Below are 14440 nucleotides of genomic sequence, written 5' to 3'. Positions count from 1 at the left end.
GGTCGCCGCGCCGGTGCCGCGTAACGGCGGCCCGCCCGGTGTCAGCGGACGATCCGCACCACCTGTTCGGTCTGGGCGAATTCGCAGTTCGCCCCCGGACAGGCGGAGATCGACGCCAACAGCAGCGCCTCGCCGGTGCGGAACGGAACGCCGGCGACGTCGGCCGGGAAGAACGCCGACAACGGCTGCGGCTGACCGGTGCAGGTCCAGGCCGGGTACTGCGGTTCGGACGCGTAGGCGATGCGGTTCCCGACCGCCTGGGTGATCCTGGCACGCACATCGCCAGCGGCGCCCTCGTCACAGGTCACCACGTAGTCCAGGCGCACACCGGCGCCCTTGGCCACCAGGGTCACCGAGCTGATCTGGAGGGTGGGGGTGGCGGCGGCCGCCGGAGCGGCGCCACCGAGCACGAGCATCGGCAGCACGAGGGCCAGGGTCATCGCGGTCAAGCGGCGGGTGCGTGGCATCGGACGGGCTCCGTCTCCGGGTGGCCCCACCCGCCCGGGACGGACGGCGGACGGCCGACCCACATCATCGACCTCCGTCGCTGGCCCAGTCAACGCCCGGACGCGCTGACCTCGACCTTCCGGTCGCAGACCCACCAGCCCTCCCGGCTGCGGGGCAGCGGAAACCGAAGTGGCGGGCCGCCGCCACGACCTGGCCGGCGGCCCGCCACCGCACGGATCAGAGGACGATCTGGTGTACGTGGTCGTCCACGCCGCGTACCGCAAGCCACGCACTGCCGTTGACACCTGCGGCGGCACCGGGAGCGCCCCGGAACGCGTCGGTGGCGAACTCACCGCGACGGAACCAGCCGCCCCAGGCGCCGTCGGTCAGGTTGCGCTGCCAGAGCCGGTTGTCGGCGGCGAGCGCGAACAGGTAGACCCGGCCGGACGTGGCGAGCAGGGTCGGGCTGCCACTCGTGGTGCCGCCCAGGCTGGTCCAGGCCGACCACCCGGTGCCGGTTCGGCTGCTCCACCACACCTCGTCGGTGCGGCTGCGAACCGCCACGTGCAGCACACCGTTGTCGTCGACGACCGCGCTCGGCCGACCGTAGAACGGCCGGTTGTCGGGAGCCCCGACGCCGGTCCAGCCACCACCTGGCGTACGCGACCAGAGCTTGCCGTCGGCACCGCGGGCGACAAGGGCCCACTGCGTCGGGCTGGTCCAGGCCACCGTGGGAGCGTCGGTCAACGTGCCACCGAGGCTGCGCCACGGTCCCCACGTACCGGCGGTGTAGCTGCGCTGCCAGGCGGCGTTGTCGGTGCCACGGACGAAGACGTCGATCCGCCCGTCGGCGGAGCCGTACGCCGCCGGCTGGCCGAGGATCCGACTGCCGACCGGGCCGCCGAGCGAGGTCCACCGCGTCCCCCACGTCGTGCCGGTGCGGGTGTTGACGGCCAGCGCGCCGGAAGCGTCGCGGACGAAGGCGGTGGCGTGCGTGTCGTCCACCCGGACCAGGGCGGGGCTGGCGCTGGCGCTGCCACCGAGATCGACGCCAGCAACCTGGTCGGTGCCGGTCAGGCGGAGCATGGCCACGCCGTGCGCCGGCACCTCGACGGTGTACGAGCCGGTGAACGGCTGGACTCCGGCGGTGCCGGGCTGGGCGTCCACGTCGACGCGGGACCAGAGGTCACGGACGCGCACCGCGCCGCCGAGAGCGACGTCGCCGAAGTTGACGGTGATCTGCTGGGCGGTGTCGTGCCGGTTGAGCAGCGCGACTGCCCGCTTGCCGGAGCCGGCGAGCACCTTGCTCCAGACCTGCGCGTCGGTGCCGGTGTCGGCGACCTTGACGCCCTGCCGGACCAGTGGATCCTGGTCCACCGCGACGATCTCCGGGTTGGTCAGCGCCGAGATCATCTCCTTCGGCAGGCCACGCGGATCGGAGCCGATCACCAGCGGCGCGGCCATGATGGCCCACATGCCGAGCTGCGTCTTGGACTCCTCCAGGCTCAACTCGTACCCGCCGTCGGGCAGCGGACGCATCGGCAGCAGGTAGTCCGGGTCGTTGTAGTGCCCCGGGCCGGTGGCCGCCGGGTGGTACGCGTTGACGTCCATGTTGCGCAGCACCCACGGGTACGCCCACTGCGGGGTCGGGTCGGTGAGCCCCACGTCGGTGTACGTCCGCCAGGAGTCGGCGATTGTCGGCGCGTACGTGTAGCTCCAGGTGGAGAGCTGCTCAGGGGTGTACGGGCCGCCACCCCAGTCCGAGCTGACCGGGTTGCAGATGTTGAGCAGCATCGGGCGGGGCGACTGGCGTACCGCCTCGGCCAGTTCCCGGAAGGTGGTCTCCGGGTCGAGGCCGGCGGCCCGGCCACAGAGCCAGTCGGCCTTGAGCGCGTCGAAGCCCCAACCGGCGAACTGGGCGATGTCGGCCTGGTAGTGGCCGTTGCTGCCGAGCCCGCACTGCCCCGGCAGGTACGGGCCGGCGTCGGTGTAGATGCCGGCCTTCATACCCCTGCTGTGGATGTACGCGGCCAGCGCGGCCATCCCGCCGGGGAAGCGGGCCGGGTCGGCGACGAGGTTGCCGGCCTCGTTGCGCGGGGTGGGCGCGGCCCAGTTGCCGTCGATCCAGACGTAGGTGTAGCCGGCGTCGCGGAGGCCACTGTGGACCATGTGGTCGGTGACCGACCGTACTTCGGCCTCGGTGGGGTCGCCACCGAGACCGAAGTAGGTGTTCCAGCCCTGGTAGGGCGTCGGGGCGAGGCCGCTGTTGAAGAACGTCGGCGCGCCCTGGTCCTCGGCACCGGTGGCCGCCGGGGCGTGACCGGGACGGCCGGGCCCGTGGCCGACAGCGCTCGGGCCGGCAGGGGTCGGGCTCGCAGGCGGTGGGCCGGCAGACGGTGGGCCGGCCATCGCCGGCATGGGGCTGGCCAGGCCCAGGCCGAGCACGGCCAGGGCGGCGGTCAGCGGTCGGTTCAGGCGCATGGAGGTACTCCTGTCCCTCGGGGGTGGGGGTGGTGGTGCTCCGATCTCAGTCGCGGGTCAGCACGATGAGGTCGGCGTCGTGGGTCGCGCTCCACTGCACGGGCAGGCCGACAGCGGCGAGGTGGCTGCCGGAGTAGTGCCGATCGCCGTGCGAGTAACGGGCCGCCGGATCGAGGCCCCGCAGGGGCAACCGGACCGGGCGGGACGGGAGCAGCCCGGCACCGTCGAGCCGGCCGGTGTGCCAGGCCAGGACGACCACCCGGCTCTCGTCCGGCGCGGTGTACTGCACCGCGCAGCGGGCCTGGTCGGGGCCGCCGATCAGGTGCACCTCGCCGTGCGTGACGACGTCCCGGATCTCCTTGTAGCGGGCGATCCAGCCGGCCGCCTCGGCGCGCTCGTCGGGGGTCCAGGCCCGGATGTCCGCGCCGATGCCGAGCACACCGGCCATCGCGAGGACGAACCGGAACGCGAGCGTCCGGGGCCGTGGGTCGAACAGGCCGGGCGCGTCGGTGACCCAGGAGCTGAGCAGGTGCGGGGCGTTGGCGTGCAGGAAGCCGTACTGGATGGCCAGCCGGTCCAGCGGGCCGGTGTTGTCGCTGGGCCAGAAGACGTCGGCCCGGGCGGCCATCGCCAGGTCGGTGCGCGCGCCACCGCCGGCACAGGCCTCGATCAGCACGCCGGGGTGGTCCCGACGCAGTTGCTCGTAGATGCGGTGCAGGTTGGCGACGTGCGCGCCGTCCAAGTCGAGCGGAGCGATCCCGCCGGGGCGGCCCGGCTCGGTGCGTGGCCGGTTGAAGTCCCACTTCAGGTAGTCGATGTCGTACCGGCGCAGCAGACCGTCGACGGTGCCGTGGACGAACTCGGCGACCTCCGGCCGGCCCAGGTCGAGCAGGTACTGGTTGCGGACCGGGGTGAGCGGGCGACCGTCGACGGAGTAGACCCACTCGGGGTGCTCGGCGTACAGGGACGACTTCGGGTTGACGCACTCCGGCTCGACCCAGAGGCCGAAGTTCAGCCCGAGCGCGCGGACGTCGGCGATGAACGTGTCGAACCCGGCCGGGAACTTCGCCGGGTCGGGCGTCCAGTCACCGAGCCCGGCGGTGTCGTCGTTGCGGCCGACGAACCAGCCGTCGTCCACGACGAACGTCTCGACGCCCAACTCGGCGGCGACCTGGGCGAGGGCGAGCTGACTCTGCGCCTCGACGGCGAAGTAGGTCGCCTCCCAGGAGTTGTAGAGCACCGGGCGCGGGGTGAGCCGGTCGGCCGCCAGCAACCGCTGGTGGGTGTGCCAGACCCGGGCCAGCCCGTCCAGGCCGTCCGGGCTGTACGCCCCGGTGACCACCGGCAGGGTCAGCCGCTCGCCGGCGGCAAGCGCCAGCGGACCGTCGACCAGCTGACGGCCGACCCGGACCCGGGTCAGACCGCCGGTGTCGCGCTCGGCGCTGATCTCCCACGAGCCGGTCCAGGCCAGAGCCATCCCCCACGCCGGGCCGGCCGGGTCCGCGGTGTCGCGCACGGCGAGCCAGGGCACGTGCAGATGCCCGGGTACGCCCTGAGAGCTGCCGATGCTGAAGGTTCCGTGGCCCAGCTCGACGTGGGAGAGCTGGAACTCCTGCTCCCACTGGCCCCACTGATGGCTGAGCAGCGCGCCGTGCGGGGTCGGTACGCAGAAACCCCCCGAGCCGGCCCGGACCACCCGCAGCGCGTCGACGCCGTCGTTCGTCAGCTCGACCCACCGCTGCACCACGTCGGTGCCGGCGGGCACCCGGTAGTGCACGGTGGCGCGCAGCCCGGTGACCGGGTCGGCGAAGTCGACGGCCAGCTCCCGCCGGCCGGCGTCGGCCCGCGCGTCGGTGTGCGCGAAGCCCACCCGCCGCTGCCCGTTGGGGGCCTCGATCACCAGGTCGGCACCGGTGAACGGGCGGTCGGCGTCGGTGGCGTACTCGATGGGGGCCGCGTCCCCGGCGGTCAGGAACGGGACCGGGCCGTCGTAGGCCACCGGCGACGGCCCGTCCGAGACGCCGTGCGGACCCCACGCGACGAGCTCCAGCCAGCGACCGTGCGCCGGCACCGTCACCGTGTACTCGGTGTGCGCGCCGCGCAGCGTCCACCGCTGCCGGGTCACTTGACCGCTCCCAGCGCCAGGCCGGAGACGAAGTGCCGCTGGAAGCGCAGGAACACCGCGACGGTGGGTACGGCGGCGATGACCGTACCGGCGGCGATGACGTTCCAGGAGGAGACGAACTGTCCCTGGAGGGCGAGCAGCGCCGGCGTCACCGGCATGTTGTCGTCGGTACGCAGCACGGTGATCGCCCAGAGCAGGTCGTTGAAGATCCAGGTGAAGGAGAGCGCCCCGAGGGCGGCGAGCGCGGGTCGGGTCAGCGGCAGCATCACCCGGGTGAAGATCTGCGCGGTGCCGGCGCCGTCGATGGTGGCCGCCTCCTGGATCTCGCCCGGCAGGTCCCGCATGAAGCCGTGCAGGACGAACGCGTAGAAGCCGAGCCCGAAGCCGACCTGCACCGCGATCAGCGCCCAAAGCGTGTCGTACAGGCCGGTCAGCTCGCTGAACTTGGCCACCGGGATGAGCAGGATCTGCGGTGGCAGCAGGTTGCCGGCGAGCATCAGCAGCAGGATGGTCCGCCGGCCGGGGATCCGGAAGCGACTCAGCGCGAACGCGGCCATCGCGGCCAGAGCGAGGCTCACCAGCACGGACGGGACGGTGACCAGCATGCTGTTGATCAGGGCGCGCAGTTCGCCGCCGTCGGTCCACGCCTGCCGGTAGGTGTCCAGGGTGAACGACCGGGGCAGGCTGCCCACGCCGTGCGCGGCGATGTCGTCGAACGACCGGGTGGACATCACCACCACCCAGAGCACCGGGCCCAGCCAGAGCAGCGAGAGCAGGATCATGCCGGTGTGGAAGGCCCCGGTACGGAGCTTGTTCATGACGCTTCCTCCCGGAACGCCCGGACCAGGTAGCCGAGGATGACGGCGAGCGCGAGCACGAAGATCACGACGGCGATCGCCGAGGCGTAGCCCAGCCGCAGGCTCTGGAACGCGGTCGAGTACATGTAGGTGCTGAGCAGCTCCGACGAGTGGTACGGCCCGCCCTTGGTCAACGACCAGACGATGTCGAACGAGCGCAGCGAGTCGATCACGATGACCGACAGGACCACCGCGTTGACCCCCCGGAGTTGGGGAATGGTGACGTGCCGCAGCCGCTGCCAGGAGTTGGCGCCGTCCATCCGGGCCGCCTCGTGCAGCGCCGGGTCGATCGCCTTCAACCCGGCCAGGAACAGCACCATCACGTACCCGATCTGCCGCCACAGGGCGGGCAGGATCACCGCGTACAGGGCGGTCTGCGGGTCGGCCAGCCAGGGCCGGATCAGGTGCTCCAAGCCGACGGCCCGCAGCAGCGTGTCGGCGATGCCGTCGGGTTGGTAGAACACCCGCCAGACCAGCGCCGTCACCACCAGCGAGAAGACCACGGGTGTGAACAGCGCGGCCCGGTAGAAGCCGACGCCGCGCCGCTCCTTCTGCAGGACGAGCGCCATCCCGAAGCCACCCAGCACGGAGAGGCCGCCGAACAGCACCAACCAGATCACCGTGTTGACGAGCGCACCCCGGAAGGTGGCGTCGCCGGCCAGCTCGACGTAGTTGTCCGCGCCGACGAAGGTCGGCGGTGTCATCCCGTCCCAGCGGGTGAGCGAGAACCAGAAGCCCTGGAGCGCCGGCCAGAACACCCAGATGCTCTCGACCGCGAACGGCACGAGGACGAACGCCACCAGCAGCGGCGACAGTCGAGCCGACCGTCGCCGCCGCCGGGTGGGGGTGACCGAAGTCGGGGAGATCGTTGCTGTCACGTCAGCCCTTGAAGACCTTCTCGGCGCCGGCCTGCCACTCCCGCAGGATCGCGTCGATCTGGTCCGGCTTGTCGATGAACTTGGTCAGCGCGGTGTCCGCGGTCGGCTGGAGCGCGTCGCTGGAGTCGCGGTTGAAGAACTGGGTCAGCTCCTTGGCCTCGCCGAGCATCGCCTTGCCCTTGACCACGAGCGGGGAGTCGGACGCCTTGGCCCTGGGGTTGGCCGGCAGCACGATGCCGGAGCTGGCCTTGACGTACGCCTCCTGGGCCTCAACCCCGGAGAGGTAGGTCAGCAGGGCCTTGGTGCCGGCCGGGTTGGCGGTCTTCGCGCTTGCGAAGAAGCCGTCGGTGGGTGCCTCCTCGGCCAGCGGAACCGCCGGGTCGATGATCGGGAACCGGAAGAAGTCCAGGTCACCGAGCGCGTCCTTGGGTGCTGCGTCGGCGAAGAAGGTCCCGATCAGGAACATGCCGGTCTTGCCGGCCAGCAGGGCGGTGGTCGCCTCCTGGAACGGGTACGCCTTGCCCTTGGGGTCGAAGTAGGGCAGGGCCTCGCGCCAGCGGGTGAAGACCGCCTTGACCTTCGGGTCGTCGAAGCGCTGCTTGCCGGCGAGCAGCTCGCGGTGGAACGGCGCGCCGTTGATCCGGATGTTCAGGTAGTCGAACCAGGCCGAGGCCACCCACGGGGTGTCGCCGAGGCCGATGCCGATCGGCGGGACGCCCTTGCCCTTCAGCGTCTCGCAGAGCGCCAGGAACTCGGTCCAGGTCTTCGGCTCCTGCACGCCCCACTTGGCAAAGTTGGACTTGCGGTAGAAGAAGCCCCACCAGTAGTTGTTCATCGGCACGAAGATCTGCTTGCCGCTGGCGTCGGTGGAGAGGGTGCGCAGCGACTCGGGGTAGTCGCCGAGCGACTTCCAGACCTCGGAGACGTCAAGCAGCAGGTTCTTGCTGGCGTAGTCGTTGGCGACCGAGCCCGCGTACCAGGTGTAGAGGTCCGGCGGGTTTGCCGAGGTCAGGTAGGTCGGCAGCTGGGTCCGGAAGGTCTCCGAGGCGATCGTGTTGAGGCTCGCCGTGCCCTTGCCCTGCGCGTTGAAGGTCTCGATCAGCTTCTCCATCGCCGCCTTGGCCTGCGGCGAGGAGAGGTTGGACTGGATGGTGACCGCGCCCGAGCCGCCGCTCGTGGTCGGCCCGCTGGCGGAGCTGGCGCACGCGCTGAGGAACGAGCTGGCGCCGAGCGCGCCCAGGCCGGCGAGCCCGAGGTGGCCAAGGAATCGCCGGCGACCGGGGTCGAAGTCGCTCACGGAGGTATCCCTTCCTTTACGACACTCAGCGTCACCACGCGATGTGTCGTCCATGTGAATGCTGTGACCAGAAGGTTGCATCGACCCTCGCCGGCTGTCAAGATATCTTCGTAATTAATGATTAGACGAGACCAAGGCGAGGGTCAGGTGGATCAGCCTATGCGCCGGCTTGAAGGCAAGAACGCACTGGTCACCGGCGCGATGGGCGGGATCGGCGCGGCCATCGCCAGGCGACTCTCCGCCGAGGGAGCGGCTGTCGCGCTGCTCGACGTCCACGATCCGACGCCGCTGGCCGAGGAGCTGACCGCCGCCGGCCACCAAGCACTGTCCGTAATGGGCAGTGTCAGCGAGGAGAGCGACTGGACGGCCGCGGTAGCGGCGACACGAGCGAACCTCGGCCCGGTCGACATCCTGGTCAGCACCGCGTACGCGGTGCGGGTCGCGCCGGCCCACGAGACCAGCCGGCAGTCCTGGGACGACCAGCTCGGCGTCAGCCTCACCGGCTCGTTCCTCGGCGTCCGCGCCTGCCTGGACGATCTGCGGGCGCGTTCGGGCGCGGTGGTGCTGATCTCCTCGGTGCACGCGCTCGTCGGGTTGCCCGGTCGGCCCGCGTACGCCGCGGCCAAGGGCGGCCTGGTCGCCCTCGGCCGCCAGCTCGCCGTGGAGTACGGCCCGCAGGTCCGGGTCAACACCGTGCTTCCCGGGCCGATCCTCACCGCCGCCTGGGCCGACGTGTCCGAAGAGGACAGGCAGCGCAGCGTCGCGGAGACCGTCGCGAAGCGCTTCGGCACACCTGACGAGGTGGCCGCCACCGTCGCGTTCCTCGCCTCGCCGGACGCCGCCTACGTCACCGGCGCGAGCCTCGTGGTGGACGGCGGCTGGACAGCGGTGAAAACCTCGGCCTGAGAGATCGATACCGACCAGCGAAAAGGCCAGGAGCATTGGCACAGTACGCACGCCGTGGCGTCCACGGGCAGACCGTCGAAGCGATCGCCCGTCGCATCCTCACCGGCGAGATCGCGGCCGGCGCGACCCTGAACATCGTCGCGTTGCAGGAGGAGTTCGACGTCAGCCTCACAGCCCTCCGCGAGGCGCTGAAGGTCCTCTCGGCCAAGGGCATCGTGGACGCCCGACAGAAGCGCGGCACCTTCGTCCGTCCCCGGGCGGACTGGAACCTGCTCGACGGGGACGTGATCCGCTGGCAGTTCGCCGAGGGCACCGACCAGCGCCTGCTCGACCAACTGCACGAGGTGCGCGCCATCATCGAGCCGGCCGCCGCCCGACTGGCCGCCACCCGCGCCACCGAGGACGACCTGACCGCCCTCGACCGGGCCCTGGCCGAGATGGCCCAGGCCGACGGTGATCCCGCCGCCGCCACCGCCGCCGACCTCGCGTTCCACCGCGCGCTGCTCACCGCCACCCACAACGAGTTGCTGGAGCGGATGGAGGTGGTGATGGAGACCGGGCTCGCCGAACGGGACCGCCTGGTGCACGGCGGCGCCGCGCACGACGACCCGGTGCCCAGCCACCGAGCGGTGGTCGAGGCGCTGCGCGACCGGGACGAGACGGCGGCCGAGACCGCGATGCGTCAGTTGCTGGACAAGGCCGTCCGCGACGTCGAGAAGGCACGGGGACGAAGGGGCAGTCGGTGAAGATCGAGCGGATCGAGACCTTCCTGGTCGCGCCACGGTGGTTGTTCTGCCGGGTGGAGACCGACGACGGGCTGGTCGGGTGGGGTGAGCCGGTGGTCGAGGGCCGCGCCGAGGTGGTGCGCAGCGCGGTCGAGGTGCTCTCCGAACACCTGATCGGTGCGGACCCACTGCGCATCGAGCAGCACTGGCAGGTGCTCACCAAGGGCGGTTTCTACCGGGGCGGCCCGATCCTCTCCAGCGCGGTCGCCGGCCTCGACCAGGCGCTCTGGGACATCGCCGGCCAGGCGTACGGCGCGCCGGTGCACGCGCTGCTCGGCGGGCCGGTGCGCGACCGGGTGCGGGTCTACTCGTGGATCGGCGGGGACGAGCCCGGCGAGGTGGCCGACGCCGCCGCCGCCCAGGTCGCCGCCGGCCTCACCGGGGTCAAGATGAACGCCAGCGGCCGGCTCTCGCCGATCCCCACCTCGGCCGAGGTGGATGCGGTCGTCGGTCGGGTGGCCGCCGCCCGCGAGGTGCTCGGCCCCGACCGGGACATCGCCGTGGACTTCCACGGTCGCGCCGGGATGGCCGCCGTCCGCCGGATCCTGCCCGAACTGGCCGCCCTGCGCCCGTTCTTCGTGGAGGAGCCGGTCCTGCCCGACCAGGCACACCACCTGCGTGACATCGTCGCCAGCACGCCGATCCCGGTGGCCACCGGCGAGCGGCTCTACGGTCGCACCGAGTTCCTCGGCCCGTTGCAGGCCGGGGTCGCCGTGGTCCAACCGGACCTGTCGCACGCCGGCGGGATCTCCGAGGTCCGCCGGATCGCCGCGCTTGCCGAGACGTACGGCGCGCTGCTCGCCCCGCACTGCCCGCTCGGCCCGATCTCCCTGGCGGCCAGCCTCCAGGTGGCCTTCGCGACGCCGAACTTCCTGATCCAGGAGCAGAGCATCGGCATCCACTACAACGCCGGCTCGGAGTTGCTCGACTATCTGGTCGACCCGGAGCCGTTCCGTTTCGTCGACGGGCACATCGCCCGCTTCGACCGGCCCGGCCTGGGCATCACCGTCGACGAGGCGGCGGTCCGCAAGGCCGCCCAGACCCCGCACGCCTGGCGCAACCCGGTCTGGCAGCACGCCGACGGGTCGTTCGCCGAGTGGTGACCGGCGCGAGGCCGGTGGCCCTGCGGGTGTCGTACGACGCGGCGCACGGCGGCCGGTGGACGAGTCTGCACGGCGGCGACCGGGAGTGGCTGTGGCGAGGCCCGGCACCCGGCCGGCACCAGGTACGCCCCGACGACGCGTTCGTCGACGCCGGCGGGCTGGAGGAGTGCCTGCCCACCGTGCGCGGCGAGCCCGACCACGGCGAGGTGTGGTCGCGGCCCTGGCGGAGCGTCAGCCCCGGCACCGTGGTCATCGAGCGCCCGTCGTTCACCCTCGCCCGCCGGGTCAGCGACGACGGCGGCGTGGTGGTGGCCGACTACCGACTGACCGCGGACCCCGGACACCGATTCGTCTGGGCCGCGCACGCCCTGCTCGACCTCTCCCCCGCCGCCCGCCTCGATGCGCCCGCCGGCACCCCGACCCGGCTGCACCCGGAGGCCGCCGTACTCCTGCCGCCGGGCGGCTGGCCCACCGGCGAGCCGCGGCTGACCGGGCCGTGGCCGGCCCCGGCCGGGCTGACCCTCGACACGTTCGGGCCGGACGACGGGACCGCGCTCGGCGCGGTGCTGCGCGACTGCGCCCGCGTGCAGGTGGTGGACGGAGCCGACCGGCTCACCCTGGAGCTGGAGTGCGCGGACCAGCCCCGCAGCACCGCGCTCTGGCGCAACCTGGGCGGCTGGCCGACGAGCCGCCCGTACCGCAGCATCGGGGTCGAACCGATGCTCGGCGCGGCCTTCGACCTGGCCGACGCCGGCCCCGACGACGCGGCGGTCGTTCCGCCCAGCGGCGAGGTCACCTGGCGACTCACCATCTCCGCCCACCGCTTCCACTGAGGACTCACCGTGCTGAACCTGCTCGACGAGCTGCGTACCCATCGCCTGTTGGCCATCGTGCGCGGCCCGGACCCGGCGGCGGCGCTCGCCGCCGTGCTCACCCTGGCCGAGAGTGGCGTCGCCCTGGTCGAGGTCTCGTTGACGAGCGCCGACGCGCTCGACGTCATCCGGCGTGCCAGAACCGCCCTCGGGCCCGATTTCGCCCTGGGCGCGGGCACCGTGCTCAGTGTCGAGGACGCCCGCGCGGCAGCCGACGCGGGTGCCGGCTTCCTGGTCACTCCGGCGATCGCACCGAGCCTCGCCGAGGGCGGCCGGCTCGGGCTACCAGTGCTCGCCGGCGCGCTCACCCCCACCGAGGTGGTGCAGGCGAACAACGGCGGGGCGACCGCGATCAAGCTCTTCCCGGCCTCCCTCGGCGGTCCCGACTACCTCGGCGCCCTACGCGACCCGTTCCCCGGGACCGCATTCGTTCCGGTCGGCGGGGTCGACGCGGACGGCGCCCGGCGCTACCTCGACCGGGGCGCGTCAGCTGTCGGCGTCGGTTCCCCGCTGCTCGGGGACGCCGTCCGCGGCGGTGACCCGACGGCGTTGCGTAACCGCGTCGCTGCCTTCCTCGCGGCGGTCCGGCCATGACCGACCTGCTCACGCTCGGCGAGACGATGGCGGCGTTCCGCACCACCGGCCCACTGCGTCTGGGCGGCACCGCCGGGATCACCGTCGCCGGCGCCGAGTCGAACGTGGCGATCGGCCTGGCCCGGCTCGGCCACCGGGCCGCCTGGGTCGGCGTCACCGGCGCCGACGAGCCCGGCGAGCTAATCCGCCGTACGCTGCGCGCCGAGGGCGTCGACCTGACCTGGTCCCGGGTCGACGCGACCGCACCCACCGGGCTGATCCTCTTCGAGAACCGGGTCGCCGACATCAACCGGGTCACCTACCACCGCGCCGGGTCGGCCGGCTCACGGCTGGACCCGGCCGACGTGACCAGGGCCTTCGACGCGCCCGGGCCACCACCCCGGCTGCTGCACGTCACCGGGATCACCTGCGCGCTGGGCGTCGAGCCGTACCAGGCGGTGGTGGAGGCCGTACGACGCGCCCGCGCGGCCGGCAGCACGATCTGCCTGGACGTCAACCACCGCAACCGGCTCTGGTCGGTCGCCCAGGCCGCTGGCGCGCTGCGCCCACTACTGCCATCGATCGATCTGGTGATCGCCTCCGACGACGAGTTGACCGTGCTTACCGACGCGGCCGACCCCGCCTCGGCGCTACTCTCGGCCGGCGTCACCGAGGTCGTGGTCAAGCACGGCGCCGGCGGAGCGACGAGCCACAGCGCCACCGGCACGATCCACCGTCCAGCCCGGACGGTTCCGGTCGTGGACACCGTCGGCGCGGGAGATGCCTTCGTGGCCGGGCTGCTCTCCGGCTGGCTCGACGGCGACGACGCGTCGGCCCGACTGGACCGGGCCGTCACCACCGGCGCGTACGCAGTCGCCACCCGGGGTGACTGGGAGGGTCTGCCCAACCGGGCCGAGCTGGCGCTGCTCGACCAGGACCCCGGCGGTACGGTCCGCTGACGAACCTTTGGAGGAGCACCATGGAGTTGACCGAGCCGACCGTCTGGAGCGCCGACCGGCTGGAGCTGGGTGAGGGCCTGCGCTGGGTCGACGGCCGGCTGGTCCTCGTCGACCTGCTCGCCGGGCGGCTGCTGGAGACCGACGGCGACGCCCCGACCCCGCTGCGGGAGCTACGCCGCCTCGACGTGCCGCTCGGCGCGGTCGCCCCGGTGGTCGACCGACCTGGCGAATGGTTGGCCGCCGCCGGGACCGGTGTCACGGTGCTGCCCGCCACCGGCGACCCCCGGCCGGTCACCGAACTCGTCGCCGACGCACCCGAGCCGACCCGCATGAACGACGCGGTCGCCGACCCGCACGGCCGCTTCTGGGCCGGCAGCATGGCGTACGCGATGGTGCCCGGCGGTGGCACGCTGTTCCGCCTGACCCCGGGCGCCGAGCCGGTCCCCGCGGTGACCGGGCTGACCATCCCGAACGGGCCGGCGTTCGACGCGGCCGGCACCACCATGTACCTGGCCGACACCCCCCGTGGCGAGATCGACAGGTTCACCGTCGACCCCGCCACCGGGGCACTGAGCGGGCGGGAGCCGTTCGTGCGGCTGTCCCCCGCCGACGGCGGCCCGGACGGCATGACGCTCGACGTGGCCGGTCACCTCTGGATCGCGCTCTGGGGCGGCTCCGCGGTACGCCGTTACCGGCCCGACGGCACCCTCGACCGGGAGATCCGGCTGCCGGCCACACAGCCGGCCGGCATCTGCCTGGGCGGCCCCGACCTGCGCCGACTCTTCATCGGCACCGCCCGAGTGGGGCTGGACACGCCAGGCCCGGCGGACGGGGCCCTGCTCGCGGTGGACGTCCCGACCCCCGGTCTGCCCACCGCGCCGGCCGCCGCGCCGCCGAGCTGACCCGCGAACCAACTGCACCGGCAGCCGCAGTACCAGCGCGGCAAGGACCTGCGACGCAAGCCGTACGCGCTGTTCCGCACCCGCGTCGACGCCGGCCCGGTGCTGCTTCGGCGCTGACCGGGGCAGGCCGGCCGGAAGGTCGCGCCGATCTTGCAGGTTGCGCCGATCTGTGAGTGAGGTTGTCAAGGGGTGCGGTGGTGGGTGGTGATGGTGCGGTAGAGCTGTCGGGCGATGTAGCGCTTGAGGCAGCGGGTG

The 14440-nt window shown here is 72.6% G+C and carries 13 protein-coding genes; 7 read left to right on the top strand and 6 right to left on the bottom strand.

All coding sequences use genetic code 11. The features are described from left to right. Positions 1 to 41: 41 nt before the first annotated feature. The 6 genes from AB0C15_RS15265 to AB0C15_RS15240 form a co-directional block, all read right to left on the bottom strand. The gene (locus tag AB0C15_RS15265; RefSeq protein ID WP_357352186.1) at positions 42 to 467 is read right to left on the bottom strand and encodes a hypothetical protein; all 426 of its coding nucleotides are present in this window, start codon (positions 465 to 467) and stop codon (positions 42 to 44) included. 217 nt (positions 468 to 684) lie between these two features. Further along, positions 685 to 2928 (bottom strand): glycoside hydrolase family 27 protein, encoded by a 2244-nt coding sequence (locus AB0C15_RS15260; protein ID WP_357352184.1) that lies wholly within the window; start codon positions 2926 to 2928, stop codon positions 685 to 687. Between the two features lie 46 nt (positions 2929 to 2974). After that, positions 2975 to 5053: an alpha-galactosidase gene (locus AB0C15_RS15255; protein ID WP_357352182.1), complete on the bottom strand. Its 2079-nt coding sequence runs from the start codon at positions 5051 to 5053 to the stop codon at positions 2975 to 2977. After that, positions 5050 to 5871 (bottom strand): carbohydrate ABC transporter permease, encoded by an 822-nt coding sequence (locus AB0C15_RS15250; protein WP_357352180.1) that lies wholly within the window; start codon positions 5869 to 5871, stop codon positions 5050 to 5052. Before AB0C15_RS15250 ends, AB0C15_RS15255 begins: the two co-directional genes overlap by 4 nt. Beyond that, complete coding sequence (locus tag AB0C15_RS15245) at positions 5868 to 6788, bottom strand: sugar ABC transporter permease (RefSeq protein ID WP_357352178.1); 921 nt, start codon at positions 6786 to 6788, stop codon at positions 5868 to 5870. The genes AB0C15_RS15250 and AB0C15_RS15245 overlap by 4 nt, the downstream gene beginning before the upstream one ends. Before the next feature lies 1 nt (position 6789). Further along, a complete protein-coding gene (locus AB0C15_RS15240) occupies positions 6790 to 8085 on the bottom strand; it encodes an extracellular solute-binding protein (protein WP_357352176.1) in 1296 nt (431 codons plus the stop codon). A 159-nt stretch (positions 8086 to 8244) separates the two neighbouring features. Between AB0C15_RS15240 and AB0C15_RS15235 the strand changes: the two genes are divergently transcribed. The 7 genes from AB0C15_RS15235 to AB0C15_RS15205 are packed head-to-tail and all read left to right on the top strand — an operon-like array spanning position 8245 to position 14185. After that, positions 8245 to 8991 (top strand): SDR family oxidoreductase, encoded by a 747-nt coding sequence (locus AB0C15_RS15235; protein ID WP_357352174.1) that lies wholly within the window; start codon positions 8245 to 8247, stop codon positions 8989 to 8991. Between the two features lie 35 nt (positions 8992 to 9026). Continuing rightward, positions 9027 to 9737 carry an FCD domain-containing protein gene (locus AB0C15_RS15230; RefSeq protein ID WP_357352172.1) on the top strand — a complete coding sequence of 237 codons (711 nt, stop codon included), beginning with the start codon at positions 9027 to 9029 and terminating at the stop codon, positions 9735 to 9737. Beyond that, positions 9734 to 10879, top strand: a complete 1146-nt coding sequence (dgoD, locus tag AB0C15_RS15225; RefSeq protein WP_357352170.1) for a galactonate dehydratase — start codon at positions 9734 to 9736, stop codon at positions 10877 to 10879. The genes AB0C15_RS15230 and dgoD overlap by 4 nt, the downstream gene beginning before the upstream one ends. Beyond that, on the top strand, positions 10876 to 11712 hold the full coding sequence (locus AB0C15_RS15220; RefSeq protein ID WP_357352168.1) for a hypothetical protein: 837 nt from the start codon (positions 10876 to 10878) through the stop codon (positions 11710 to 11712). Before dgoD ends, AB0C15_RS15220 begins: the two co-directional genes overlap by 4 nt. 9 nt (positions 11713 to 11721) lie before the next feature. Beyond that, complete coding sequence (locus AB0C15_RS15215) at positions 11722 to 12345, top strand: bifunctional 4-hydroxy-2-oxoglutarate aldolase/2-dehydro-3-deoxy-phosphogluconate aldolase (protein WP_357352166.1); 624 nt, start codon at positions 11722 to 11724, stop codon at positions 12343 to 12345. Continuing rightward, on the top strand, positions 12342 to 13283 hold the full coding sequence (locus tag AB0C15_RS15210) for a sugar kinase (protein WP_357352164.1): 942 nt from the start codon (positions 12342 to 12344) through the stop codon (positions 13281 to 13283). Before AB0C15_RS15215 ends, AB0C15_RS15210 begins: the two co-directional genes overlap by 4 nt. 20 nt (positions 13284 to 13303) lie before the next feature. Beyond that, positions 13304 to 14185 (top strand): SMP-30/gluconolactonase/LRE family protein, encoded by an 882-nt coding sequence (locus tag AB0C15_RS15205; protein WP_357352162.1) that lies wholly within the window; start codon positions 13304 to 13306, stop codon positions 14183 to 14185. The last annotated feature ends 255 nt before the right edge of the window (positions 14186 to 14440 follow it).

The organism is Micromonospora sp. NPDC048835 (genome assembly GCF_040649995.1).
In the GTDB taxonomy this organism is placed as follows: Bacteria; Actinomycetota; Actinomycetes; order Mycobacteriales; family Micromonosporaceae; genus Micromonospora.
This window is presented reverse-complemented; position numbering and strand designations above follow the sequence as displayed.